Annotated in this window: 22 protein-coding genes; 13 read left to right on the top strand and 9 right to left on the bottom strand. The window is 70.0% G+C overall.

Translation table 11 applies throughout. From position 1 onward, the window contains the following. The first annotated feature begins 131 nt into the window (after nt 1–131). Both BLU09_RS01660 and BLU09_RS01655 read left to right on the top strand, forming a co-directional pair. A complete protein-coding gene (locus tag BLU09_RS01660) occupies nt 132–1,478 on the top strand; it encodes a hypothetical protein (RefSeq protein WP_090484660.1) in 1,347 nt (448 codons plus the stop codon). Then, nucleotides 1,475–2,050 (top strand): hypothetical protein, encoded by a 576-nt coding sequence (locus tag BLU09_RS01655; RefSeq protein ID WP_090484657.1) that lies wholly within the window; start codon nt 1,475–1,477, stop codon nt 2,048–2,050. Before BLU09_RS01660 ends, BLU09_RS01655 begins: the two co-directional genes overlap by 4 nt. A gap of 106 nt (nt 2,051–2,156) precedes the next feature. On the opposite strand, the gene BLU09_RS01650 is transcribed toward BLU09_RS01655, so the two are convergent. Then, nucleotides 2,157–2,801 carry a DUF3332 domain-containing protein gene (locus tag BLU09_RS01650; protein WP_090484655.1) on the bottom strand — a complete coding sequence of 215 codons (645 nt, stop codon included), beginning with the start codon at nt 2,799–2,801 and terminating at the stop codon, nt 2,157–2,159. Nucleotides 2,802–2,939: 138 nt separating this feature from the next. Further along, nucleotides 2,940–4,304, bottom strand: a complete 1,365-nt coding sequence (locus BLU09_RS01645) for a sigma 54-interacting transcriptional regulator (RefSeq protein ID WP_090484653.1) — start codon at nt 4,302–4,304, stop codon at nt 2,940–2,942. A 299-nt stretch (nt 4,305–4,603) separates the two neighbouring features. Between BLU09_RS01645 and BLU09_RS01640 the strand changes: the two genes are divergently transcribed. The 4 genes from BLU09_RS01640 (at nt 4,604) to BLU09_RS01625 (ending at nt 7,130) form a co-directional block, all read left to right on the top strand. After that, nucleotides 4,604–5,185 carry a hypothetical protein gene (locus tag BLU09_RS01640; protein WP_090486920.1) on the top strand — a complete coding sequence of 194 codons (582 nt, stop codon included), beginning with the start codon at nt 4,604–4,606 and terminating at the stop codon, nt 5,183–5,185. A gap of 35 nt (nt 5,186–5,220) precedes the next feature. Continuing rightward, the gene (locus tag BLU09_RS01635; RefSeq protein ID WP_090484651.1) at nt 5,221–5,415 is read left to right on the top strand and encodes a hypothetical protein; all 195 of its coding nucleotides are present in this window, start codon (nt 5,221–5,223) and stop codon (nt 5,413–5,415) included. A 9-nt stretch (nt 5,416–5,424) separates the two neighbouring features. Further along, nucleotides 5,425–6,414 (top strand): WD40 repeat domain-containing protein, encoded by a 990-nt coding sequence (locus BLU09_RS01630; RefSeq protein ID WP_090484649.1) that lies wholly within the window; start codon nt 5,425–5,427, stop codon nt 6,412–6,414. A gap of 131 nt (nt 6,415–6,545) precedes the next feature. After that, nucleotides 6,546–7,130: a hypothetical protein gene (locus BLU09_RS01625; RefSeq protein ID WP_090484646.1), complete on the top strand. Its 585-nt coding sequence runs from the start codon at nt 6,546–6,548 to the stop codon at nt 7,128–7,130. A gap of 78 nt (nt 7,131–7,208) precedes the next feature. On the opposite strand, the gene BLU09_RS01620 is transcribed toward BLU09_RS01625, so the two are convergent. Continuing rightward, nucleotides 7,209–8,906, bottom strand: coding sequence for a ligand-binding sensor domain-containing protein (locus tag BLU09_RS01620; RefSeq protein ID WP_090484645.1), 1,698 nt, complete (start codon nt 8,904–8,906; stop codon nt 7,209–7,211). 152 nt (nt 8,907–9,058) lie between these two features. On the opposite strand from BLU09_RS01620, the gene BLU09_RS01615 reads away from it, so the two are divergent. Further along, nucleotides 9,059–9,757 carry a class I SAM-dependent methyltransferase gene (locus tag BLU09_RS01615; protein ID WP_186817798.1) on the top strand — a complete coding sequence of 233 codons (699 nt, stop codon included), beginning with the start codon at nt 9,059–9,061 and terminating at the stop codon, nt 9,755–9,757. A 7-nt stretch (nt 9,758–9,764) separates the two neighbouring features. Here the strand turns inward: BLU09_RS01615 and BLU09_RS01610 are convergent, their stop codons facing one another. Then, complete coding sequence (locus tag BLU09_RS01610) at nt 9,765–10,463, bottom strand: response regulator transcription factor (protein ID WP_011551466.1); 699 nt, start codon at nt 10,461–10,463, stop codon at nt 9,765–9,767. Further along, nucleotides 10,460–11,989: a sensor histidine kinase gene (locus tag BLU09_RS01605; RefSeq protein WP_090484640.1), complete on the bottom strand. Its 1,530-nt coding sequence runs from the start codon at nt 11,987–11,989 to the stop codon at nt 10,460–10,462. The genes BLU09_RS01610 and BLU09_RS01605 overlap by 4 nt, the downstream gene beginning before the upstream one ends. 249 nt (nt 11,990–12,238) lie before the next feature. On the opposite strand from BLU09_RS01605, the gene BLU09_RS01600 reads away from it, so the two are divergent. Then, nucleotides 12,239–14,248: a c-type cytochrome gene (locus tag BLU09_RS01600; protein WP_090484638.1), complete on the top strand. Its 2,010-nt coding sequence runs from the start codon at nt 12,239–12,241 to the stop codon at nt 14,246–14,248. 24 nt (nt 14,249–14,272) lie between these two features. Here the strand turns inward: BLU09_RS01600 and BLU09_RS01595 are convergent, their stop codons facing one another. Beyond that, nucleotides 14,273–14,857, bottom strand: coding sequence for a hypothetical protein (locus tag BLU09_RS01595; protein ID WP_090484636.1), 585 nt, complete (start codon nt 14,855–14,857; stop codon nt 14,273–14,275). A 401-nt stretch (nt 14,858–15,258) separates the two neighbouring features. Between BLU09_RS01595 and BLU09_RS01590 the strand changes: the two genes are divergently transcribed. Together BLU09_RS01590 and BLU09_RS01585 are read left to right on the top strand one after the other, a co-directional pair. After that, complete coding sequence (locus BLU09_RS01590; protein WP_090484634.1) at nt 15,259–16,167, top strand: hypothetical protein; 909 nt, start codon at nt 15,259–15,261, stop codon at nt 16,165–16,167. Between the two features lie 11 nt (nt 16,168–16,178). Continuing rightward, on the top strand, nt 16,179–17,186 hold the full coding sequence (locus BLU09_RS01585; protein ID WP_090484632.1) for an NAD(P)H-dependent glycerol-3-phosphate dehydrogenase: 1,008 nt from the start codon (nt 16,179–16,181) through the stop codon (nt 17,184–17,186). Nucleotides 17,187–17,193: 7 nt separating this feature from the next. Here the strand turns inward: BLU09_RS01585 and BLU09_RS01580 are convergent, their stop codons facing one another. Together BLU09_RS01580 and hflX are read right to left on the bottom strand one after the other, a co-directional pair. Continuing rightward, nucleotides 17,194–17,619, bottom strand: coding sequence for a hypothetical protein (locus tag BLU09_RS01580; RefSeq protein WP_011551472.1), 426 nt, complete (start codon nt 17,617–17,619; stop codon nt 17,194–17,196). Between the two features lie 47 nt (nt 17,620–17,666). Next, nucleotides 17,667–19,319 (bottom strand): GTPase HflX, encoded by a 1,653-nt coding sequence (gene hflX, locus BLU09_RS01575; RefSeq protein ID WP_186817805.1) that lies wholly within the window; start codon nt 19,317–19,319, stop codon nt 17,667–17,669. A 122-nt stretch (nt 19,320–19,441) separates the two neighbouring features. Here hflX and proB point away from each other — a divergent pair, with 122 nt between their 5' ends. Next, a complete protein-coding gene (proB, locus tag BLU09_RS01570; protein ID WP_090484628.1) occupies nt 19,442–20,575 on the top strand; it encodes a glutamate 5-kinase in 1,134 nt (377 codons plus the stop codon). A gap of 16 nt (nt 20,576–20,591) precedes the next feature. Here proB and BLU09_RS01565 read toward each other — a convergent pair whose 3' ends face one another. Beyond that, on the bottom strand, nt 20,592–21,176 hold the full coding sequence (locus BLU09_RS01565; RefSeq protein ID WP_090484625.1) for a hypothetical protein: 585 nt from the start codon (nt 21,174–21,176) through the stop codon (nt 20,592–20,594). A 198-nt stretch (nt 21,177–21,374) separates the two neighbouring features. On the opposite strand from BLU09_RS01565, the gene BLU09_RS01560 reads away from it, so the two are divergent. Further along, the gene (locus BLU09_RS01560; RefSeq protein WP_090484623.1) at nt 21,375–22,397 is read left to right on the top strand and encodes a helix-turn-helix transcriptional regulator; all 1,023 of its coding nucleotides are present in this window, start codon (nt 21,375–21,377) and stop codon (nt 22,395–22,397) included. Beyond that, nucleotides 22,394–23,323 carry a helix-turn-helix transcriptional regulator gene (locus tag BLU09_RS01555; RefSeq protein ID WP_090484621.1) on the top strand — a complete coding sequence of 310 codons (930 nt, stop codon included), beginning with the start codon at nt 22,394–22,396 and terminating at the stop codon, nt 23,321–23,323. The genes BLU09_RS01560 and BLU09_RS01555 overlap by 4 nt, the downstream gene beginning before the upstream one ends. Nucleotides 23,324–23,327: the final 4 nt, after the last annotated feature.

Below are 23,327 nucleotides of genomic sequence, written 5' to 3'. Positions count from 1 at the left end.
GCGCGCGAGCCTAGCGCACGCAGGCGCTTCGCGCTGGCTTCATGAAACATGCGTGGTTGCTCCCCGCCGCGCGGCGCTGGCGTAGGATGCCGCCACGACGTGCAGGGCCGACAACACACGAGGAGTGGCACATGAAACGGCATGCCTGGGCTCTGGGCCTGGTGCTCGCGCTGGGGTGTGGCAAGGACAGCAACCCGACGCCCCCTGACGCGGGCGGTAACCCCGACGGCGGTCCGATCGACACCTCGTCCTTCGCGAAGTTCGTGGTGGATTCGAGCGAGGGCCAGTTCGACCCCATCTCCTCCATCGCCATGGCCGTGGGTCCGCAGGACCGCATCGGCATGGCGTACTTCGTCCGCAACGGGACGATGCGGGAGAACGTGGAGAACATGGACCTGATGTACCGCGAGTTCAACGGCGGGCAGCTCGGCGCGGCGGAGCGCATCGCCACCGTGCAGCGTGTGTACGGTGTGTCCGTGGCCTTCGGACCGGACGGCCAGCCGGTGGTGACGTACCTGGGCGGCGACCGTGAAGATCCTTCCTCGTTCTGGTTCCAGAGCGACCTGGCGGTGGCCTATCGCAGTGCCTCCGGCGCGTGGACAGAGCGCATCGTCGTGCGGCAATCGAATGAGGCGCAGCCCGTCAATCCCACGACGGACGTGGGCTTCCTCGTCGGCCTCAACCCCGCCATCGTGTTCAATGGGAGCGAGGCGATCGTCGCCTACCGGGATGGGAAAAACGGGCAGTACGAGCGACAAGACTTCCAGTCCAGTGACCTGGAGATTGCCAGCGGCGGGCCCACGAACTGGCAGCGCCGAGTCGCGGTGGCCTCCGGTGATACCAAGATGGGTTACGGTGGGCACATCTCCATGGTGATGGCGGGGACCCAGCCAGCTCTGGTGCACGACAAGGCGCCAGAGGCCGCGCAGGCCACCGGCACGGACGTGCACTTCCAGCGGCGCAATGCGGACGGGCTCACGTGGTCGCCGGTGGTGCGCGTGCAGGCCGTTCCGAACACGCAGCTCGGGGCCTCGCTCGCGTATGACTCGGTCGAGGGGTTCGGCGTCGCCGTGCTGAACCGGAACTCGAACACGCTGACGTACACGGAATGCGCTGACGCCTCCGCGACGTCCTGCACGTCCGAGCGGGACTGGTCCATGCCGGACCCCGTGTTCAACAACGGCACGGGCGGCTGGTACCCCTCGCTGGCCTTCGACCCGGTCCACCATGAGCCGTCCATCGCCTTCTACATCTGCGCCGCCGAGCCCGGCCGCAATGACACGAGCTGCAACCCGAACGACGACGCGTTGGTCATCTCCACGCGCATCCAGGGCATCTGGCGGGAGACGCTGGTGGACGCCGGCGGTGGCTGGTCGCCGAAGCTGGCGTACCTCTCCAATGGCAAGCGCGTCGTCCTGTACCGGGCGCCGGTGGTGGCGCAGGACAAGGGCGTGCTGAAGCTCGCGGTGGAGCGATGACGCGCGCGGCCCGCACGCTTGCTGCCGTGAGCTTGTCGGCCCTGATGGCCGGGGCGGGGCTGGCCGCGTGCGGCCTCGCGGACAACTCGCTGGGCGGCAGCGTGTCCGAGCTCTTCCCGCTGGAGGTGTCCCGCGTGGAGGTGCTGCGCAACGCGGAGGCGTTCCAGGTCAGCTACTACCGGAACAATGATTTGGACGTGGACCTGGTCGTCCGCCTCACCGTGTCCACGGAAGGGCTGGACCTGCGTCCCGGGACGAAGGTGAACCTCGCAGGCACCACGCCGTCGGGGCAGGCGCGGGCCACGGTGGTGCACCTCAACGCGGGTGAGCCCGCGCGCGTCTTCGGGCCGGTGAACAAGGGTGACTTGCAGCTGGAGTCTGGAGGCAACCCGGGCGAACCCACGCGCGGAGACTTCTCCATGTCCTTCAGCCGGGGCGATGGATTTGGCGCTGGCCGCAACCTGGAGGGCACCTTCTCCGTGGTGGCGCAGGACGCGACCTTCGGCCCGGAGCCGGGCCAGTTGCTCGACGGCGGCGTTCCTCCTCCCGACGCGGGCACGCCTCCCGAATAGCGGGAGGGGCCGGAGCGCGTCAGGCAGGCTGCTGTTCGGAAATGTCGGGGGTTTGGGTGCCGCGAATGTCCCGACATTTCCGAACAGTGAGCTGCGGACGTGCTGACTATTGGGCCACGCAGGTGTTGCTGGCCAGGCCCTGGGACACGGAGGCCTGGGCCACGGCGTGCTGCGCGAGCGCCTGCGCGCCACCCTCTTCGTACACGCGGCGGGCCACGGCCAGCGCGTCACGGGCGTGGACCGTCAGCGTGGTGCCGGCGGCATCCGTCACCGCCACCGCGCCGTCCGTCGCCTCCTGGGCCTGGATGAGCATGGCGCCGGCGTCGTCGCGGACCACCATGCCGTCCTCGAGCGGCTCGAAGTAGCGGACCATCGTCTCCTGGCCCTCGCGCGCCAGCTCCATGCGCATGACGCCCGTCTCCACGTCACGCGACAGGCGCAGCGTGTCGGTGGGGCTCAGCTTGACGATGCGGGTGGTCTCCGGCGCGCCATCGACGCTGGCGACGGGGTTGCTGCCCGTCCAGAACTCGATGCTGTTGATGACGATGGCGTCGATGAACGCGCCCAGCCCGTAGACGGGGATGATGGTGAGCACGAGGAACATCAGCCACTGCACGAACTTGTTGCCGGAGATGTTCTTGTTGAAGTTCCAGATCTTCTGCGTGAGCTGGAACTGGCCGAAGCAGCCGGTGGCGTGCATGGACATGAAACCGGCGAACATCATGGCGAGCCAGGGGGACGGACGCTTCATTCTTTGACGTCTCCTAGAGGGGGGAGGCTTGACTCCCAGTGCGCCGCGAACATGCCACGGCTCGCACGGGTGTCACGAGTCCCTTCCACACTCCGTCCGCTGTTTGCCAGTCCGACGCGCCAGACGCCTGCGGGGGCCTCAGTCCGTCTCGCTCTGAACGAGTCCGTACTTGTGGAGCAGCGAGTACAGGTGCTTCCGGTCCAGCTCGGCCTCGCGGGCGGCGCGGGCGATGTTGCCTTTGGCGCGGCCCAGCAGCCGGGTGAGGTACTCGCGCTCGAAGGCGCGGATGAGCTCGTCCTTGCAGACCTTGAAGGGGCCGGTGAACTCCACCGGCAGGGAGTCCCCGGCGGCGGCGGGGGCCTCGCGGGTGAACTCGCGCAGCAGGGTGTCCCCGGCTAGCTCTGGAATGTCCACCATGTGCCGGGCGCGCTCCAGGGCATTGCGCAATTCGCGCACGTTGCCCGGCCAGGTGTGCCCGGTGAACTGCTCGCGAATCTTCTCCGGCAGCCGGGGCCACAGGCCTTCGCCCGCGAAGGCATCCACCAGCAGGGGGATGTCCTCCTTGCGGTCCCGGAGCGAGGGCAGGCTGACGGTGAAGACGGAGAGGCGGAAGTAGAGGTCCTCGCGGAAGCGGCCCGCCTGCGTCTCCGCCCACAGGTCCTTCTTGCTGGCGACGATGATGCGCGCGTCGAAGGAGATGGGGGTGGAGGCGCCGAGCCGGCGGAACTCCCGGTCCTCGATGGCGCGCAGCAGCTTGGGTTGGAGGTCCAGGGCGAGGTCGTCGATTTCGTCCAGGAAGAGGGTGCCGCCGTTGGCGCGCTCCAGGCAGCCGATGCGCTGGCTCACCGCGCCGGTGAAGGCGCCCTTCTCATGGCCGAACAGCTCGCTCTCGATGAGGGAGTCGGACACGCTGGCGCAGTCGAAGACGACGAGCGGACCGCCCGCGCGGGGGCTGAGCTTGTGGGTGGCCTTGGCGGCGGCGCCCTTGCCGGAGCCCGTCTCACCGACCAGCAGCACGGTGGAGTCGGTGGGCGCGATGCGCTGGAGCAGCGCGAAAATCTGCCGCATGGGCAGGCTGCGGCCCACCAGGTCGCCGAGCCGGTCCTCCAGGATGGGCTCGACCTGGACCGGGGAGACCTGGGGACTGAAGCGCAGGCGCACGTCGCCGACTTCCAGCAGGGCGCCAGGGCGGAGGAAGGCCTCACGCACCTGGGCACCGTCGAGGAAGGTGCCGTTGGTGGAGCCCAGGTCCTGCACGAGGAAGCGGTCCCCCTGGCGGCGCACCACCAGGTGGTTGCGGCTCACGGTGGGGTGGTCGATGACGACGTCATTGTCCGGGGCCTTGCCCACGCGGAGGGCTTCATTGGCCAGGGGGAAGACGGTGCCGGCGCGCTCGGTGTCCAGCAGGACGAGGTGGAAGAGCTGGGCGGAGAGCCGTTCCCCTTGAGTCCGTGCGCCAATGACGGTGTGAGAGGGGATGGGTGCGGGGGGCAGGGCGGGCATGGCCGGAGGGGATTCTAGACGGCTTCGCGCCTCGTGGTGACTTCCTGTCCCTCAGGATTAAGCCCGCCCGGCAGCCGGACATGCGTGGGCCGGTCGGAGGTGGGCGGGGCGGGCTCCCGGGGCGCGACGAAGGCGAGCGGGGCAGCCCGGCGTCGCCGCACGGCGGCCCATGGAAGTCCGCTGGCCCGCGACGGGCGGAATTTGCACGCCCGGCAGGGCCGGTGCGCGGTCGACGGAGGCTATCGGCACGAAGCGGAGCGGCTTAGGACGCGGGTCAGTGAACCTGGAGGTCCTCTGTGGTGACGGATGCGCGTCCCAAGGTGAAGCCCGTGCAGGGGAATCGTGACGAATTGATTGATGCGCTGCGACAGCGCCTCGCGGGCTCCTTCCGCTGGGCCAGCGTGGGCGTGGCGTTGGGGACGTTGGCGGTGCTTTACGGCGCGTCATCGTTCCAGCGGGCGCTCGATTCCGGAAGGTTCCGATGGCCGTTCAGCGCCCAGCTCCCCATCTGGGGGAGTCTCTTGATTGTCATCGGTCTGGCCGCCTTCTGGCTGGCGCCCCGCTACACGCGGAGGTTGGTGAGAAGCGTGGAGTCCGATGAACGGACGTTGTTGCTGATGACGGTGGAGCGCAAGCGAGTGCCGGGAGATGACGAGCACTTCCTGTTCGTCGCCACCCTGTACAGCCCGGAGCAACAGCGCGTGGTGCTCCGGAACGTGCATTTCCGCCAGGGGGACAAACCGCTGCAGTACCCATACAAGGAAGGTGTCACCCAAGTACCGGTGCAGGTGTATGGCAAGCCCGGCCAAGCGCCCATCGTCATCGATGCGGGGTGGGGCTTCCTGCTCCCGGCCAACCTGACGTACCCCTGGTACAAATAGGAAGCGGCCGTCCTCTCGTTGCCGCAGCTCAATACGTGCACGACGCCGCGGCCCTGGTCGCGCCGTTCTCGATGGTGCGCCTGGAGCTTCGCGGCGGCTCCATCCCCGCGCCACGCTCGGACAAGGGCACCGAGTACTCCATGAACTATCACCTCGAGCTCGACATCATGGATGGGCGCGTCATCCTGCCCGAGTGCATCCCCGACCACAGCACGGGGACCTGCCTCTAGAGAAGGCCAATGACCTCCCTACGTCCCATCATCACCCCGGCCAACGCCGCGCGGCTGAGTCGCGTGCGGCAGCTCGGCCCCGTGCGCGTCTCCTACTCCTCGGGCCAGCGACTGGGCTTCGACTCCCGAGGCGCGGTGCTGGTCGCAAAGGACGGTCACCCCGCACATCTACGGTGGTGGGATTTAAGGACGGTGTCGGACCATCCCGTGATGGACTCTGAGTTGCCGCTTCTGGATGCTCCCGCCGTGGCGGTGGGGGAACTGGTGCTCTGTATCGGCGCTCCGGCGCTGTCGCCCTCGGGACTCTGGCGGCCAAGCCTCAAGGCCCTGTCCGCCAGGGATGGCTCTCTCCAGCGCCAGGAGTTCCTGCCCCATGCGGTCACCACGCTCTGTGCGTCCAGGGACGGCTCCCATCTGCTCGCGGTGATGGACGAGGAAGCGGGCCTTCTCTGGGATGTCCGCGCCTGGCGTCCGATTCGAGAGTTGCCGTGGCCGGAGGGGGAGTTCTCCGTCACCGCGTGCGCCCTCTCGGCGGATGGCCGCTTCGCCGCGGCGGCCGCCACGCTGTGGAGCGATGACCAGAGAGGCGTCCTTTGGCTGTGGGAGGTGGCGTCGGGAGGGCCGCCGTGGACGATGCCCATCGATGCATCGACGGCCTGGAGTGTCGCGTTCCATCCCCGGGAGCCCCTGCTTGTCGTGGGGGGCCCCACTCAAAATGTCGCCGTCGTCCACACAGAGGAGCGCCGCCTCGTCCGGACGATTCCAGGCTTCTACGGCTACGCCTACAACCTGGACTTCCACCCGGAGGGGCACCTGCTCGCCGCTGCGCACGACGGTCCGGGTTTCGCCCTGCACCACTTCGACACGGGAGAGGTCCTCTTTCGTGCCGGCGACGACAACGACCTCCAGTCGAGTGATGCCGTCTTCTCCCCCGACGGGCGCTTCGTGGCCTGGGGGCAGGGGGATGGCACCGTGGGGCTGTGGGCCGTGGCCGACTGACGGCGTGGGTGGCGCGCGGGTGGCGCTCCGCCTTTCCCGGCCCGGAAAGCCCCCGAAACGCTCATCGCGCGCTATCGGCGGCAGGCTGACTGGCTTAGGACGCTGGGCATTGATTCCGGAGGCTTGGCACGATGCCGAACGCGAGCTCCCTGACGAGGACCGCGCAGTTGAACCGTGACGCGCTGCTTGCCTTGTTGCGACAGGACCTGTCGTCGACCCGCCGGATAGGCGTCGTGATGGCCCTCGTGGGGGCGGTGTTGATGCTCTATGGGTGGTCCCAACGTCACCAGTTGATGGACGCCGGACGGGACGAGCTGACGGAGCTCGTGGCGTTTTTTGGCTGGGGCGCCATCCTGCTCATCGCGGGCTTGCTGGTCCTCTGGCGTGGGTCGCGCTACACGCGGAACCTCGTTCGCAGCGTGAAGGCGGATGCGCGGACCCCGATGCTGATGACCGTGCTTCGCGAGGAAGTGCCGAGCGACGACGACGAGCGCGTTCGCTTCGTGGCTACGCTGTACAACGTGAAGGAACATCGCGTGGCGCTGCGGGACGTGCGTCTGCGTACCGGGGACATGCCGATGGCCTACCCCTACGACGAGGGTGTCACGAAGGTCCCGGTGGAAGTCTATGGCAGGCCCGGCGAGGGGCCCGTGGTCATCGATGCGGGCTGGGCCTTCCTGCTCCCCTCCAACCTGACGTACCCCTGGTACAAGTAGCCACGAGTCAAGAACAGGCGACGGCCGGGCTCCCGTGAAGAATCCCGGCCGCCGCCCACGTTCCGATTAAGAGACCGCTCAATCCCCGGAGTAGATGCCGATGGTGCCCGGCATCACGGTGCCGTCGCTCAGCGTGGCGCCCTGGAAGGCAACCAAGATGCGCCGCCGCGGGCCGGAGCGGTCCACCTGGATGTCCGGCACGCGCATGCTGGACAGCTCACGCCCGAGCACGGAGAGGCCGTAGTGGGAGACGGAGCCGCCCCGGACACGGGAGAGGCCGCCGCCCCAGCTGTGACCGGCCCAGATGCTGCCGTTGGCCGGGTCCGCCGCCACGCTGGCCACGTGCGGCGCGGCCAGCTCGCTCTTCAGCGTGCGCACCACCTGGCCGCTGTCGTTCAGCTCCGCGAGGCCGTGGCCGAAGGAGCCCACCCAAGCGGAGGTGCCCACGACGGCGATGCCGGAGACCAGGTCATCCGTGCGCTGCTCCGGACGGGAGTAGCGCTCCTCGCCCACCGCGTCCGCCCAGATGTCGATGCGGTTCCATGCGTAGGCCCGGGACTCCGTCCGCGTCTGGCCCTCCCAGAAATCGTTCGCGACGGTGCCGTAGAAGTAGCGCGTCGTCCGGTTGGCGCCGCCGACCCAGACGTCCCCGTCCGGACGCACGCCCAGGCCCCAGTAAGCATCCGTGAGCAGCGCGGGCTGAACCCTCCACCGGCTCCGGTCCTCTCCGTGCTGGGCCCGGTCCTCCGTGGGGTTCGAGTAGATGTACGCGTTGATGCCCGGGTGCGAGTGCTCCTCCACGCCCCAGCAGTGGAACTGTCCGTTGCACGTCGGGTCGCCGCGGTAGTCCGCATCACCGCGGGCGAAGCCGTGGTTGGCGCCAAACCAGACGCTGTTGGTTTTCGCGTCATAGGCGATGCGCCAGATGTTGCAGAGCTTCTCGCGGCCTCGCAGCTCGGCGTCGACGACGTTCGGTCCCGAGAAGATGTCGTAGTGCACGACGTCGAGCGTGCCGTCCGCGCGCAGTGAGACACGGTCGGCGTCACCGCTCTTGTAGCGCGCGGGGTCCGGCACGTTGCTGTCCCAGTTGTTCTCGCAGTGGAGCGCGCCGTCGCCCGGCATGCCTTCGTAGCCGACGAAGACGGTGTCGTTCCAAGCGCCCGCGACAGAGATGACCTTGAGGTACTTCGGTCCCGGCGGCGCGCTGCCGTCCGGCATGTAGCCGTACGGGCGCAGGCCCTCCGCCATCGTGTACCGCCGGAAGGTGCGCTCACCCTTCTTCATCAGGAAGAGCCCTTCTTCGCCGCCTGCCACCCAGATGTTACCGGATGCGTCCGCGCTCACGCCGTGGATGAAGCGGGGGCCGCCCGCCTCGCGGCCGAAGAACTCCCAGTTCGCCGCGGAAGGCGTGGGCAGGGGCACTTCCACGGGGCCCCCGTCCGGCGTGCCACCGTCGTCATCCGGCGTGCCCGAATCCGGCGTGCCACCGTCGTCATCCGGCGTGCCCGAATCCGGTTCTCCCGCGTCGGGCTCGTCTGGTGTCCCTGAGTCCAGCGTGCCCGCGTCCGGCGTACCTGCATCGCCTTCCGGGGTTTGGGGGAGTTCCGAGGGCGGGATGTCCAAGCCCTCGGTGCCCGTCGTGTCGCCCCCCGAGCCACAACCCGTCCACACCCAACCCGCCACGAAGAGCGCGCCCGCCCATCCCCATCCGCGCTTCATCTCGTCACCGTTCCCCGCTGAATAGCCGACCGGCCCGAAGTGGGTCGTCGTGTTCAATCCCCGTTCATTCGCAAGGACGGTGCCAGCACGAGCAGCCTTGAAGCGTGGTGTGTCCGTCGGGCGCCGGACACGATGTGGGTAATCCGCTTCCCAGCGTGCGTACGTGCCTGTCCCGGGCGAGGCCGGATTCGTGCTACTTCCTTCCTCGAATGCGTGGTCATGACGCGCGGGGCCGGATGCCACTTTCTCTTGTCGCTCAGGAGCCGGACCTCCTGTTCTACACACGCCAGGCGGCCGAGCATGGCGGGCCCGTGCTGGTGTTGGGAGCCGCCAATGGCCGGGTGGTGTGGGCGCTGGCGGGGGATGGCTATGACGCCGTGGGCGTGGACCCCTCGGGGGTGATGATTCGCTCCGCCGAGGAACGGCGGCACTCGGAACCCGAGGACGTCTCACGCAGGGCGCGCTTCCAGGTGGCGGACCTCCGCTCGCTGCGCCTGGACGAGCGGTTCCCACTGGTGCTCGCGCCCCAGCACGCATTGGGGCTGATGCCGGGAAAGGACGACCTGGAGGCGTTGCTGGCCACGGTGCGTCACCACCTCACGCCGGATGGCTCCTTCGTCTACGACGTGCTCAACACGCCCCGCGAGCCCGTGCTCCCCCGAGACGACGAGGCGCCCAGCGCCGGCCTGGAGCCTCGCCGCCCGCTCTTCACCCTCCACCTGCGCGAGCGGCGTGCGCCCGGTAGGCCCAGCCCCATCCGCCGCCTCAAGCTGCGGCACTTCACGCCGGAGGAGCTGGACGCGGCGCTCACCGCGGCGGGGTTGGTGCCGCGCGAGCGCTACGGCCGCTTCGACGGCAAGCCCTTCGACCTGGAGGACTCGCGCCACATCGGCATCGCCGGACCGTGAGCGCCCGTCAGCGCTCGAAGCGGTAGCCCAGTCCGCGCACGGTGAGGAAGTGGCGGGGGGCTTCCGGGTCCGGCTCGAACTTCAGGCGCAGCTGGCGCATGAAGTTGTCCACGGTGCGGGCGCTGCCTTCGTAGTGGTAGCCCCACGCGCCGGACAGCAGCTCCTCGCGGGTGAAGGTGCGTCCCGGGTGCGCGAGGAAGTGCGCCAGCAGCTTGAACTCCTGCGCGGTGAGCTCCACCGGCGTCCTCGCGCGTGCCACCGTGCGGGCGGCCATGTCCACGCTCACGTCGCCGAAGGTCACCGGCGGCGGCGAGCCCGCCCCCGCGGACGGGTAGCGCCGGCGCAGCACGGCCTTGATACGGGCCAGCAGCTCCTGGAGGCCGAACGGCTTCACCACGTAGTCGTCCGCGCCCAGGTTGAGGCCGACAATCTTGTCCGTCTCCATGCCCTTGGCGGAGAGCACGACGACGGGCGTGTCCCGGCCGCGCTGGCGCAGCTCCTTGAGGACCTCGAAGCCATTGAGCTCCGGCAGCATGACGTCCAGCACCACCAGGTCCGGCGACTCGTCCAGCGCGCGCGCCAGCCCGGTGCGGCCATCCTGGGCCTGGAGCACCTCGTAGCCCTCGAAGCGCAGGTTCATGGACAGGCCCGTGAGGATGGACAGGTCGTCCTCCACGACCAGGATGCTCCGCGTCTTGTCGCTCATGCCTTCCCCGCCGGCAGGTGGATGGTGAACCGGCTTCCCTTGCCTGGCTCGCTCTGCACGGAGATGCGGCCTCCGTGGGTTTCGATGATGCGCCGGGTAATGGCCAGCCCCAGCCCGCTGCCTTCCGTCCTGCGCGTCAGCAGGTTGTCCACGCGATAGAAGCGCTCGAAGATGCGATTGCGCTCCTGCGGAGCGATGCCCACGCCGTTGTCCTCCACCGAGAGGTCCACGCCCTTGCCGCTGCCCCGGACCTGGAGGGTGATGCGGCGGTTGTCCGGCCCACTGTACTTGTAGGCATTCTGCAGCAGGTTGAGCAGCGCGCCGGCCACCGCGGCCCGGTCCACGTCCAGCGCGGGCAAGCCGTCTGACACCTCCACCGTCAGGTCCACGCCGTCCTCCATGCGCTGGGTGCGGAAGGCCTCCACCGCCGCGTTCACGAGCTCCGACACCGGCACGATTTCGCGCTGGTACACCTTGCGCCCGCCTTCGATGCGCGCCCAGTCCAGCACGCGCTCGACGAAGATGGACAGGCGTTCCGTTTCGCGCATCAGCAGGGTGAGCACCTCCTGCATCTGCGCCGGGTCCTTCAGCCGCCCCAGGGCCAGGGTCTCGATGAACATGCGGATGGACGTGAGGGGGGTGCGCAGCTCGTGGCTCACCAGCGACACGAAGTCCGTCTTCATCCGCGACAGCTGCGCCTCACGGTAGAGCGCGCGGCCGGTGTAGACGACGCCGAAGGTGAGCGTCAGGTAGAACACGCCCAGCAGCACGCCGTACAGCACGCGGTTGCGCGTGGACGCGCGCGCCACCGGGTCCTCGCCGGTGGGCAGCACCACCAGCCGGAAGTCCTGGAGGGGCGAGGACAGCACGCGCTCAGCGAGCCCCGTGGGCCCCAGGGCGCTGGCGCGCGCCTGCGCCACCTCGGACACCAGCCGTCCCATCAGCCCGCCCTCGGAGGGCTCCCGGGGCACGGGCAGCAGGGCGAAGCGCACCGGTTCACTGGACACGGCCCGGGGGTCCACGCGCTCGGCCAGCAGGGCCTCCAGCTGCTGCACCGACAGCCGCACGCCGTGCACCACGCTGCCGCGTCGCTCGGCGGCCACCAGCACCGCGCGCCCGCCCGCGGTGAGCGAGAAGACGGTGGGCTCGGTGGGCAGTCCGCCCGCCTCGGGCACCACGGTGGTGAGCGCCTCCGCCAGCTGGGGGTCCCGGGTGCGGACCTGTCCGTCCTCCAACTGGAAGGCGCCGTCCGGCTCCGACACGGGCTGCCCGTCGGGGAGGATGAACTGGAGTTGGCCATTCACCGGCTCCAGGCTCGCCGAGGCGAGGATGCCCGGCAGTTCCTCCGACAGCGACTCCAGCGTGCCGCGCCAGGCGGCCTCCAGCCGTTTCTCCACGGCCGCGCGCTCGTTGATGATGGCCACCACCCCGAAGCCGGACAGGCCGGCGGATGGCACCACCACCAGGACGATGAGCAGCGCGAACGTGCGCCGGAAGTTGAGGAATCGGGGCGGAGTGCGGGACACGGCCCCTCTCCTTTACCCCTACCCGGCGCTACACGCTCGTGGCGTTTCATCCGCGCCCGCGACAGGGAGTGTCCACCACTCACCCGGAGTGTGTGCGGACATCATCGACTTCGGGGGTGTTCTGGTGCAAGCATGGGTGCCTGCGGGGCAGGCGTGCGACGTGGGCCGGCCGCCTTCTTCCCCGCTCAGGATGCGGCCGCCCGGTGGCTGGTGGGTGGGACGGGCCGCCGCGAGGAAGGGAACCCCTCCATGAGACGGACGGTCCTGGCCACGGTGCTGGCCTCGATGCTCGCGCTTCCGGCGTGTGAAGACCGCGATGCCCAGGCGACCTGGACCCAGGCGTCGGGCTCGGTGGCGCTCAGCCGGGATGACGCCTTTCTCTACGTGGTGGACTCGGACAACGGCGTCCTCGCCGTGGTGGACACGGCGCGTCGTGAAAAGGTGGGCGAGGTGAAGGTGGGCCTCCTTCCCGAGCGCGTGGCGGTGGGGCCGGACGACACCGTCTACGTCTCCAACCGCGGCTCGCGCAGCGTGTCCGTCATCCGCCGGGGGGACTGGAACGAGGCGGCCCGCATCGCGGTGGGCGTGGAGCCCGTGGGCCTGTCGGTGTCGCCCGCCGGGGACACGCTGTACGTGGTGAACAGCGCCGCGCTGGCGACGTCGAGCCACGGCTCGTTGATGGCGGTGGACACGCGCTCGCTGTCGGTGCGCTGGGAATTGCCGGTGGGGGATGAGCCCCGAGGCATCGCGTTGGCGCAGGGCGGCAAGCGCGCGCTCATCACCCGCTTCCGCCAGGGCGACCTGGTCTCAGTGGACCTGACGGACGCGGACCGGCCCCGCGTGGTGCGTGAGCAGACGGACCTGTACGCGCGCGCCAATGTCCGGGACCACGTGGCCGCGTCCCCGGACGGGCTGACGCCGCTGCCCCCGGCCGCGGACATCCGCTTCCAGCCGCGCAGCATGTCGAGCGTCGCGGTGACGCCGGATGGAGAGCGCGCGCTGGCGACGGTGATGTGGGCGCGGGAGGACCCGCTGTCTCCAGACGGGACGCCCACTCCGCCGAGCGGGGGCTCGCTCTACGGCGGTGGTGGGCCCTGCAACACGGGCGGCGTGGTGGCGCCAGGGCTGGTCACCTTCGACACGGACACGGGCTCGCCCCGGGTGGATGACCTGGACCGGTGCCGTCCGCCGCCGGACCTGTCGCCGGACTTCCCGCCCTCCACCATCATCAGCCCGGAGTCGACGCACCCCATCCAGGGGCCGGTGGCGGCGGTGGTGGACCCGACGGGCCTGTGGGCCTTCGTGGTGAACCGGGAGACGGACAACGTCGCCATCATCCCCACGGGACGCCGTTCGGGCTCGGATTTGAGGTCGGGCCTGGGCAGCACGGTGCGCCAGTTGGTGCGCGTGGGCTCCGGCCCCACCGGCATCGCGATGACGCGGGATGGGCGCAAGGCCTACGTCTACAACGCGTTCGACCACACGGTGACGACGCTGGTGAGCGACGGCGCGGGTGGCACCGCCAACATCCGCACGGACGGCGCGCCGCTGCCCATCGCCGGGGACGTGCTGGGGCCCAATGAGGTGGCGGGCCGCAAGCTGTTCTTCAGCGCGCTGGACTCGCGCATGGCCAGTACCTCGGTGGGCGCGTCGTGCGCGAGCTGCCATCCCGATGGCCGCGAGGATGGCCACGTCTGGGGCTTCCCGGACGGGCCTCGTCAGACGCCCAGCCTCGCGGGCCGGAGCATGACGAAGACGGGGCCGTTCCACTGGAGCGGCGAGTTCTCCACCATGCGCGACTTCCTCGACGCGACGGTGCGCCACCGCATGGGTGGGACGGTGTTGGACGGCGTCATGGTGGCGCAGTTGTCCGACTTCATCGACGTGTTGCCCGCGCCGGACAACCCGCACAGGGCCGACGTCCTCACCGACGCGCAGACACGCGGCGAGGCCGTGTTCCGCAAGGCCGCGTGTGACACCTGCCACGGAGGGGAGCACTTCACCCTCAACACGCAGGCCGACGTGGGCACCTTCGTCACCTCGGGGCCGCTCCAGGATGACCCGGTGGTGCGCAAGCAGGGGCTCAACACGCCGTCGCTGTTGGGGCTGGCCCGCACCGCGCCGTACCTGCATGACGGCAGCGCCGTGTCGCTGAAGGACCGGCTGATGCAGGGCCGCGAGTCGAACCAGCACGGCGTGACGGCGCAGCTCACCGACGCCGAGGTCGACGACCTGGTGGAGTACCTGCTCACGCTGTAGGGGACGGAATCTGTCCGGTGGGCCTCAGGGCTCGCCGGCGTCCCCCGCGTCTTCTTTGGGGGCACCGGGTATCCCCGCGTCGAGCACGGCGGGCCTGGTGGCGATGAGCGCCGAGCGCGCCACCTCCACGGCCCGCTCCGTCTCACCGCCCAGCCAGGTGACGACGACCGCGCAGTCCGTGTCGTCATCCCAGGCCAGCACCTGGGACATGCCCTGGGCGGGCGCGCGCCGCACCGCGGCACGGCCGAGCGCGGGCACTTCCACGCCGCCGGCCTGGAGCGTGGGGGCCATCAACTCGTGGATGTCCGACTGGGCATAGCGGGCGTTGCAGTCCCAAGTGATGGAGACGGCGAGGCCGGGCTCCGCGTCCGAGCGGAAGCTGCACAGCGGGCCACATGTCGGGCAGGCGCGCTCCTGCTTCATGGTGAAGCCGGGGAGCATCAGCTCGCGGTCGTCCGCGGACAGCAGCACCTCGCAGTCGGGGAGCGCCGCGCGCTCGGCGGGGGGCGCTGGGGTGCCCGCGTCCACCACGGGTGTGTCGGAAGGTCGGCTCCGGCATGCCGCCAGTGCCAGTGCCATGAACAATGCCGCGCGCCCTCCAGCCCTCATCCCGTGTGACTCCCGTGTGCGCCTGCCGAAGCGGCGCGGATGGTAGACCGGAGGATGCCTCGCGCGGCGACGTTTCCCGCATGTCGCTGACCGCTTCCGGACGCCGGCCCCGCTTGGCCTCCGGGCGAGCGGGCTTGCCTCGTGCCTTATACGCCCGTCGGACTAAGCTGAGGCTTCCCACCATGCGCTCCACCCCCTCCTTGCCCTTGCTCGTGTTTGCCCTGGTGGGAGACGTCCAGGCTCGTCCGGCGGAGGGCGCTCCCGCGGCTGTCATGCCGTCGCAGTCGAGGGGGGCGGGCGCCGAGGCTTCGAAGGCGGGAGTCCCATCGGCGGGCTCGTCGAAAGCCTCCGCGCCGTCCCTGCCAGGACCGCCTGCGTCTGGGGGCGGGGCACCGGCACGTGTGTCCTCGGGAACCGCGCCCGCGGCGGCTTCTGCGCCAGCGGAGTCTCCTGGGGCGCCTCCGCGCAACCCGGCGCCGGACACCTCCTGGGCGGAACCCGGCCAGGTCCCCGCGCCTGCTCACAACGAAGCTCCGGACGACGCGGCCTGGGAGTCCTTCCCGGGCGCCACCGCTGTCCCCGAGGCGGAGGCGGCGGCCACGCTGCCCCAGCTGCCCGAGGTTCCGCCGCTGGTGCCCGTCGACGAGGTTGCCATCCCCGCGCCCCGGACGCCGCCGGCCCCCGTCAGGCCGCCGCCCGTCCCCAACCGCGTGAGCCTGCTCGGCGCCCAGACGGTGGGGGCAGGGGGCATGGCCGTGGGCCTGGCCCTGGGCTTTCCCATCGTGTCCGCGCGAGTCGCCGTGGGCGTCCATCGCCGCGTGGACGTGTTGGCCGGCGTGGACAGCGCCTACGGGTTGATGAACGAGTTGCGCGTGGGCGCGCGGTGGATGGTGCTCGACGGCGGGCCCCGGTGGAGCGTGGGCGTGGCGGTGGAGGGCAGCCACGCCTTCTTCCTGCGGCCCGCGAGCGTGGAGGACCGGGGCGCGCGCTACTACAGCGGGCGCCGCAACTGGAACGTGCTGCCCGGCATCGTCGGCAACCTCCAGTTCCCGGGCGCCCGCTCGCCGCGACTGTTTCTGGACGTCCGCTACCTGATGGCGCTGGACACCGAACCCATTCAAGGGGTGCCGCTGGGCGGCCTGCCCCCTGACGTCGAGCTGTCCGGCGCCTTTCCGGTGCGGGTGGGCGCGGAAATCCCCGTGAGTGAGAAAACGTCCTACGCTCTGACGATTGGCGGGGACATCCGGACCCGGCCTGACGAGACGGACTTCATGCCCGTCATCACCTTTGGCGTCGTGACTGGTTTCTAGCGAGGTCTTTCATGCGTGGCAGTGTCATCGGCTCCGGCTCCTTCGGTACCGCCCTGGCGAACGTGCTCGCGGTCAATTGCGAGGAGGTTCGTCTGTGGGGTCGTGAGCCCTCCGTCGTGGAGGCCATCAACACGCAGCACGAGAACCCCACCTACCTGAAGGGCATCCCCATCTCGGAGCGCGTGCGCGCCACGAATGACCTCCAGGAGGCGCTCGCGGGTTCGGAGTTGGTGGTGCTGGCCACGCCCAGCCACGCCACGCGCGAGGTGGTGGCGAAGGCCCAGGCGTACCTGCCGCGCCATGTCCCCATCGTCACGGTGTCGAAGGGCATCGAGAACGGGACGCTGCTGACGATGACGGAGCTGCTGGAGGACTGCCTGCCGGAGGAGTTCCACCCGTACCTCGCGGTGCTGTCCGGCCCCAGCTTCGCCAAGGAGCTGGCGCGGCGCATGCCCACGGTGGTGACCATCGCCTCCCACTGGGACAAGGTGGCGCTGCGCTGCCAGAAGGCGCTCCAGACGGAGACGTTCCGCAGCTACACCTCCACGGACGTGGTGGGCGTGCAGTACGGCGGCGCGCTGAAGAACGTCATCGCGATTGCCGCCGGCATGGCGGACGGCCTGGGCATGGGCCACAACGCGCGCGCGGCCATCATCACCCGCGGTCTGGCGGAGATTACGCGCCTGGCGGTGCGCAAGGGCGCCAACCCGCTGACGCTCTCCGGTCTGTCCGGCATGGGCGACCTGGTGCTGACGTGCACCGGCGAGCTGAGCCGCAACCGGCACGTGGGGATGGAGCTGGGCAAGGGCCGCAAGCTGCCGGACATCCTCGCGGACATGAAGGAAGTGGCCGAAGGCGTGAAGACGGCCCGCAGCGCGCACGAACTGGAGCTCAAGACGGGCGTGGAGCTGCCCATCTGCCATCAGGTGTACCTGATTGCCCACGAGGGCAAGAGCGCGCGCACGGCGGTGGTGGACCTGATGACGCGCCAGCCGAAGTCGGAGCTGGCGGGCGTCTGAGCGGCCTTCAGTAGCGGCGCGGCGCGGCGTCCGGCGTGGCGCCGCGGACGCGCCACACGGTGAGCCGCTGGGAGTTGGTGTGGCTCACCACCAGGCCCTCCTGCTGCATCTGCTCCAGCAGGCGGTTCGTCTTGAGCCGGTCCAGCCCCACGGACTTCGCCAGCAAGTCACCGGGCATGCCGCTGATGTTGCGGCGCAGCTCGTTGACGATGGCGCGCTTGAACTCGTTCTTCTGGAGGCCGTCCAGGTCCTGCGTGCGCCACGCCTGGAGGACGCCCGCGGCGATGATGACCAACGTCAGGATCGCCAGGACGGGGTAGATGATGTGGCTGTTCTGCTCCAGCAGCTCGAAGTACTTCGGAGACAGGGAGGACACAGGCTTCGCGTAGTCAGCCTGGGCCAGCAGCAGGGGTGTGAGCGATGGAGTCGACACGGCTCCCCGACTCTACGGGGAGCCGTGCCTGCGCGGCAACCGCGGCCTCAGACGGCGCCGATGGCCTCGGTGGCGCCTTCGGCGAACAGCGTGGTGTCCGCCTTGGCCAGCAGCGTCGCCAGGCCCTCGCGCGTCGCGGCGCTGATGGCCACGCCGCCCCGGGTGCGCAGCAGCGCCGCCACTTCGTCCGGCGGAAGCAGGTCCGCCTTGTTCCACACCATGAGGCGCGGCTTCTCCATCAAGTCGAGCGACTCGAGGATGTTCTCCACCGCCTCCACCTGCTCGTCGCGGGCGGGGTCCGCCGCGTCCACGACGTGGAGCAGCAGGCTGGCGTCGTACAGCTCCTCCAGCGTGGCGCGGAAGGCGGCGACCAGGTCCTTGGGCAGGTCCCGGATGAAGCCCACCGTGTCGGTGATGATGACCTCCCGCTCCTGCGGGAAGCGCAGCCTCCGGCTGGTGGGGTCCAGCGTGGCGAACAGCTTGTTCTCCGCCAGCACCTCGGCGTTCGTAATCGCGTTGAGGAGCGTGGACTTGCCGGCGTTGGTGTAGCCGACAATGGAGATGACGGGCAGCTCGCGCCGGTTGCGCTGGGCGCGGCGCACGCTGCGCTCCCGGCCAATCGCGTCGATGCGCTTCTCCAGGTGGGTGATTCGCTCGCGCACGCGGCGGCGGTCGATCTCCAGCTTCGTCTCGCCTGGGCCACGTCCGCCAATGCCGCCCATGAGCCGGCTGAGCGAATCGTCGCTCTGCACCAGCCGCGGCAGCCGGTACTTCAGCTGTGCCAGCTCCACCTGGAGCTTGCCCTCGGCGCTCTGCGCGCGCTGCGCGAAGATGTCGAGGATGAGCTGTGAGCGGTCCAGCACCTTGAGACTGGTGGCCTCGCCGATGTGGCGGCCCTGGGACGGGGTGAGGTCCTTGTCGAAGATGAGCAGGTCCACCATGGACTGCATGGAGCGCAGGTTGAGATCCTCCAGCTTGCCGCGGCCGATGAGGTAGCGCGGGTCCGCCTCGCGCTTCACCTGGAGCACGGAGTCGATGACCTCCACGCCCGCGGTGCGCGCCAGCTCCTTCAGCTCCGCCAGGCTGGACTCGGCCAGGGCGCGGTTGCCGTCCAGGCACACCGCCACGAGGATGGCCTTCTCCCGGCCGCCCACCTTGCGCGACGCCGCCTTGCGGTTGAACTCCTCCTCCAGCGCGCCCAGCGTGTCCATGAGGTCCGGCTGCGCCACGTGGACGGAGGGCAGCGTCTCGACGTGCCAGAAGTCGCCGGAGCCGTTCTCCGGGATGAGGTAGGCGTAGTGCAGGACGCCGGGCAGGCCCTCGTGGCCCACGCCAACGGCCGCCACGCAGTCCAGGCGCAGCAGCGCGAGGTCCGTGAGGTCGTCCTTGGTGAGCGGCTCGCTCTTCAAGTGGGTGTGGATCAGGCGGAGGCCACGCAGACGTACCTGGCCCGCGCGGGCGCGGCCGATGTCCGGCAGCTCGAGCTTGTGGGCGTTGCCCACGATGACGTGCTCGATTTCTCCCTTCCGGTTGACGAGCACACCCACCTGCCGGTTCAGCTCACGCGACAGCTCGGTGAGATGCCGGGCAAGCTCGGGCGACACGATTTCGTGCGGTGGGACGCGCCGGCGGAAGGTGTTGCGCAACCGGTGCTGTTCGCTCGACTTGAGGCCCAGGGTGTTGCCGTAGATTTCCTTCAAACCGTGCTCTCCTGGCGGAGGCATTGGGGCCCCCACCTTTTTCGTACGACTTTATGACTGCCGCTGTGGGGAAAACACGCCGGACGCGCGCGTCTTCCATTTCTGACCTACGCTGACGCCCCGTGAGTTCGATTTCCACGGGACGCACCGCCCTCCGCTCCGCCCGGCGGGTGGTGGTGAAAATCGGCACCAACGCGCTGACGAACGCCACCGGACGTTTCAACCGTCAGCACTTCGATGCGCTGGGCCAGGATTTGTTGTGGGCCGCGCAGGGCCGCGAGCTGCTGGTGGTGTCCAGCGGAGCCATTGCCCTGGGGGTCGAGCGGCTGGGCCTGCCCTCGCGCCCTCGCGACATCCCAGGTAAGCAGGCGTGCGCGGCGGTGGGGCAGAGCCGGCTGATGCAGGCCTACGAAGAGGCCTTCGCCGCGCATGGGAAGGCGGTGGCCCAGGTGCTGCTCACCCACGAGGACGTGCAGGAGCGCCGCCGCTACCTCAACGTGAAGCACACCCTGGAGCGGTTGCTGACGGCGGGCGTCGTCCCCGTCATCAACGAGAACGACACCGTCTCCGTGGACGAGCTCAAGTTCGGTGACAACGACACGCTGGCGGGGCTGGTGGCCGGCGTGGTGGATGCCGACGCGCTCGTCCTGCTGTCGGATGTGGAGGGCCTCTACACCGGAGACCCCCGGCGCGACGCGGGCGCGGAGCTGCTGGCCACGGTGATGCAGGTGACGCCCGAGGTCTTGGCGCTCGCCACCGGCACGAGCAGCGGGGTGGGGACGGGCGGCATGAGCACCAAGGTGCGGGCGGCCGCGCGCGCGTCCGATTCCGGCATCCACTGCGTGATTACGTCCGGCGCCGTGCCCGGCCGCCTGCGCGCCGTCCTGGAAGGCGCGGACGTGGGGACCCACTTCGAGCCCACCGGCAGCCGCCGCAGTGCCCGCGCCGCGTGGATTGCCCATGCCCTGCGCGCACGTGGGACGCTCACGGTGGATGCCGGCGCGCGCGAGGCCATTGTCACCGGCAAGCGCAGCCTGCTGCCTAGCGGCGTGCGCGGCGTGGAGGGTGACTTCGGGCGCGGAGACCCGGTGGACCTGGTGGACGCGGCGGGGGCCGTGTTCGCGCGGGGGCTGGCGGCCTACGACGCCAACGAGCTGCGACGCATCGCCGGACATCGCACGGCGGACATCGAAGCGGTGCTGGGCTACCGCTACCTCGACGAGGCCGTGCACCGCGACGACCTGGCCGTGCTGTAGCCGGGCAGGGCGCTGGTCAGATGGACGAGGTGGACACCGACTTGCCGCCGCTTTCGCCCAGTTGCATGAGCGCGCGGAACTCCGGCGAGTCCACCTTCATCAGCAGCAGGGAGACCTCGAGCTCTCCGGGGACGCGGCCAAGCTGGAGCTTGCGCTCCTGGCCGTGGAGCAGCGCGAGCTCGGAGTGGCCCTTCGCCTCGGGCAGGAGCAGGTCGAGCTGGAGGAGGAAGGACTGGCCTTCGGCCTTGGGCGTGAGGACCAGCCGGTAGTCCGGCAGGGGCGCTCCCGGACGGCGGCGCTCGGCGCGAAGGGTGCGGCCCGTCTCGCCCAACAGCTTGGGCTGGGCCACCAGCCGCCCGTCACGACGGACCTCGACGGCGAAGTAGAGGGGCTCCGCGCGCACGGGCGCAGGCGCGGCCATGCTCGTGAAGCCCACGAACATCGCCAACCCGGCCACCACATTACGGACGAGGGTGATGCCGCTCATCGTGAGTCCCTTCGGAGGCTCCGCTCGCCGCTTCGGCCGTGCGGCATCCGGACAGGCAGGCCCGTCCACGTCGCTTCCACTTCCACGGAATGGAGCAGCAATAACCCAGATCATGCCCGCAGTGCGAGCCCCCCGCCCAAGTCCTTGCCAGCCGCAATGAGTACAACCATGCGTACAGGTGATTACCTGCTTGTTTGTTCAGGCGTGTCCGGCTATCTCGCCGGACGCGAGCGGCCCTCTCACCTGTTTCCCACCCACACGTCCACTTCTTGACCCTCTCGGGTCCGCCCGGCATCGTCGCCGCCCTCTCCAATGGACCGCACTGAACGCATCCTCGACCTCGTGGCCCTTCTGCTCGACGCACGCGAGCCCATCTCCTGGGCCGAGCTGCGCGAGCACTTCCCTGGTGACTACGGCGGCTCCGATGATGCCGCCGAGCGCAAGTTCGAGCGCGACAAGGCGGAGCTGGTGGAGCTGGGCTTTCCGCTGACGTACGTGCAGGGAGACGACGAGCGCCGCGACGGCTACATCGTCGACCGGGACGCCTACTACCTCCCGGAGGCGGACCTCTCCAAGGAGGAGCTGGCCGTGCTCTACGCCGCCGGCTCCGCGGCGCTGGCGTCGGGGGCCTTCCCGGGCCGGGATGACCTGGCGCACGCGCTGCGGAAGATCGGCTTCTTCGCCGGTCAATCCCTCCCCACACCCCGGGTGCGCATGGAGCTGGGCTCCGTGCACGAGGGCCAGGAGAAGGAAATCTCCGTGCGCCTGGAGCAGCTCTGGGATGCGTGCGCGGCCCGCAAGTGGGTGGACCTGACGTATGCCAGCCCCAAGCAGGCGGGCACCACGCAGCGGCGGGTGGACCCGTATGGCCTGGCGCTGCGCCGCGGCGCCTGGACGCTGGTGGGGTACTGCCACCTGCGCAAGGACTTGCGGACCTTCCACGTCCACCGGATTCGCGAACTCAAGGTGAACACGGCGCGCCCGCGCACACCGGACTTCCAGGTGCCGGCGGACTTCTCGCTGGAGGCCCACGTGGCGTACTTCCCGTGGCAGCACCGCTTCCATGAGCAGGTGGAGGTGGCGCTCCACCTGTCGGGCACGCTCGCCTCGCGGGCCGCGGGCCTGTTGCCCGGCGCCACGCTGGAGCCAGCGGAGGAGGGGGCGGTGCGGGCGCGGCTGCCGGTCACGTTCGTGGACGGCCTGATGCGCTTCTGCCTGGCGCTGGGGCCGGACTGCCGCGTGGAGGGCCCGGAGCGGGCGCAGGCGCGTCTGCGGGAGATGGCCTCGCGCATCGTGTCGTGCCACGACGATTCGCTGGACAAGGTGAGCGCATGAGCAACGTCCACGAGCGGCTCCGCCGCCTGCTGTTCCTGGTTCCCTACGTCTCCAAGCACCCCGGCGTCACGGTGGACGCGCTGGCGCGCGCCCTCAACATCAGCCGCGAGGACCTGCTGGAGGAGCTGGACCTGCTCACCTGCGTGGGCCGGCCGCCCTTCAACCCGGACGACTACATCGACATCTACGTGGACAACGACCGCGTCTACGTGGACCTGGACCAGCGCCTGTTCGCGCCGCCCCGGTTGACGCCGGGCGAGGCCGCGGCGCTGGCCGCGTCGGCGGAGCTGCTGCGGCCGGCCACGGGGGACGCGTTGCAGAGCGCCCTCCAGAAGCTGGAGCGCGTGCTGCCGCCCGCCACCCGCGAGCGCTACCGGGAGATGTACCGGAAGATTGATGCGTCCACCGAGGCACCCCAGGCCCTGGGGCCGCTCACCCGGGCCATCATCGAGCGCCTGGAGGTGACGTTCGGCTATGCCAGCCCCGGCCGGTCGCCAGAGCCGCGCACCGTGCGCCCGTACGAGCTGCTCAGCCACCGGGGGCAGTGGTATCTGCAGGGCTATTGCCACACCCGGCAGGACGCGCGCCTGTTCCGCCTGGACCGGATGGAGGACATCCTCGTCACGGACGTGTCCTTCCAGCCGCCCGCGGACGCCCGGGCGGACGTGCCCAACCCGGCGCGGGGGCTGACGGACTCCTCGGTGCGCGTGCGCTTCTCCCCCGTGGCCGCACCCTATGTGAAGGAGCGCTTCGGCCAGGACGCCCGCCCGCTTTCCGACGGGAGCGTGGAGGTGCTGGTGGCGGGGGACAGCGAACGCTGGCTCACCCAGTGGGTCCTGTCCTTCGGTGGCGAGGCGCAGGTCATGGAACCGGCCTCCGCGCGCGCGGCCGTTGCCCGAGCGGCGCGGGCCTCTGTAGGATTGTAACCCC

This window comes from Myxococcus virescens (genome assembly GCF_900101905.1).
Lineage (GTDB): Bacteria > Myxococcota > Myxococcia > Myxococcales > Myxococcaceae > Myxococcus > Myxococcus virescens.
This window is presented reverse-complemented; position numbering and strand designations above follow the sequence as displayed.

What these genes read in the sequence shown, in the direction of transcription:
- BLU09_RS01660 (WP_090484660.1), top strand. Translation starts at nt 132, where the DNA reads ATGAAACGGCATGCCTGGGCTCTGGGCCTGGTGCTCGCGCTGGGGTGT.
- BLU09_RS01655 (WP_090484657.1), top strand. Translation starts at nt 1,475, where the DNA reads ATGACGCGCGCGGCCCGCACGCTTGCTGCCGTGAGCTTGTCGGCCCTG.
- BLU09_RS01650 (WP_090484655.1), bottom strand. Translation starts at nt 2,801, where the DNA reads ATGAAGCGTCCGTCCCCCTGGCTCGCCATGATGTTCGCCGGTTTCATG.
- BLU09_RS01645 (WP_090484653.1), bottom strand. Translation starts at nt 4,304, where the DNA reads ATGCCCGCCCTGCCCCCCGCACCCATCCCCTCTCACACCGTCATTGGC.
- BLU09_RS01630 (WP_090484649.1), top strand. Translation starts at nt 5,425, where the DNA reads ATGACCTCCCTACGTCCCATCATCACCCCGGCCAACGCCGCGCGGCTG.
- BLU09_RS01625 (WP_090484646.1), top strand. Translation starts at nt 6,546, where the DNA reads ATGCCGAACGCGAGCTCCCTGACGAGGACCGCGCAGTTGAACCGTGAC.
- BLU09_RS01615 (WP_186817798.1), top strand. Translation starts at nt 9,059, where the DNA reads ATGCGTGGTCATGACGCGCGGGGCCGGATGCCACTTTCTCTTGTCGCT.
- BLU09_RS01610 (WP_011551466.1), bottom strand. Translation starts at nt 10,463, where the DNA reads ATGAGCGACAAGACGCGGAGCATCCTGGTCGTGGAGGACGACCTGTCC.
- BLU09_RS01600 (WP_090484638.1), top strand. Translation starts at nt 12,239, where the DNA reads ATGAGACGGACGGTCCTGGCCACGGTGCTGGCCTCGATGCTCGCGCTT.
- BLU09_RS01595 (WP_090484636.1), bottom strand. Translation starts at nt 14,857, where the DNA reads ATGAGGGCTGGAGGGCGCGCGGCATTGTTCATGGCACTGGCACTGGCG.
- BLU09_RS01585 (WP_090484632.1), top strand. Translation starts at nt 16,179, where the DNA reads ATGCGTGGCAGTGTCATCGGCTCCGGCTCCTTCGGTACCGCCCTGGCG.
- BLU09_RS01565 (WP_090484625.1), bottom strand. Translation starts at nt 21,176, where the DNA reads ATGATCTGGGTTATTGCTGCTCCATTCCGTGGAAGTGGAAGCGACGTG.
- BLU09_RS01560 (WP_090484623.1), top strand. Translation starts at nt 21,375, where the DNA reads ATGGACCGCACTGAACGCATCCTCGACCTCGTGGCCCTTCTGCTCGAC.
- BLU09_RS01555 (WP_090484621.1), top strand. Translation starts at nt 22,394, where the DNA reads ATGAGCAACGTCCACGAGCGGCTCCGCCGCCTGCTGTTCCTGGTTCCC.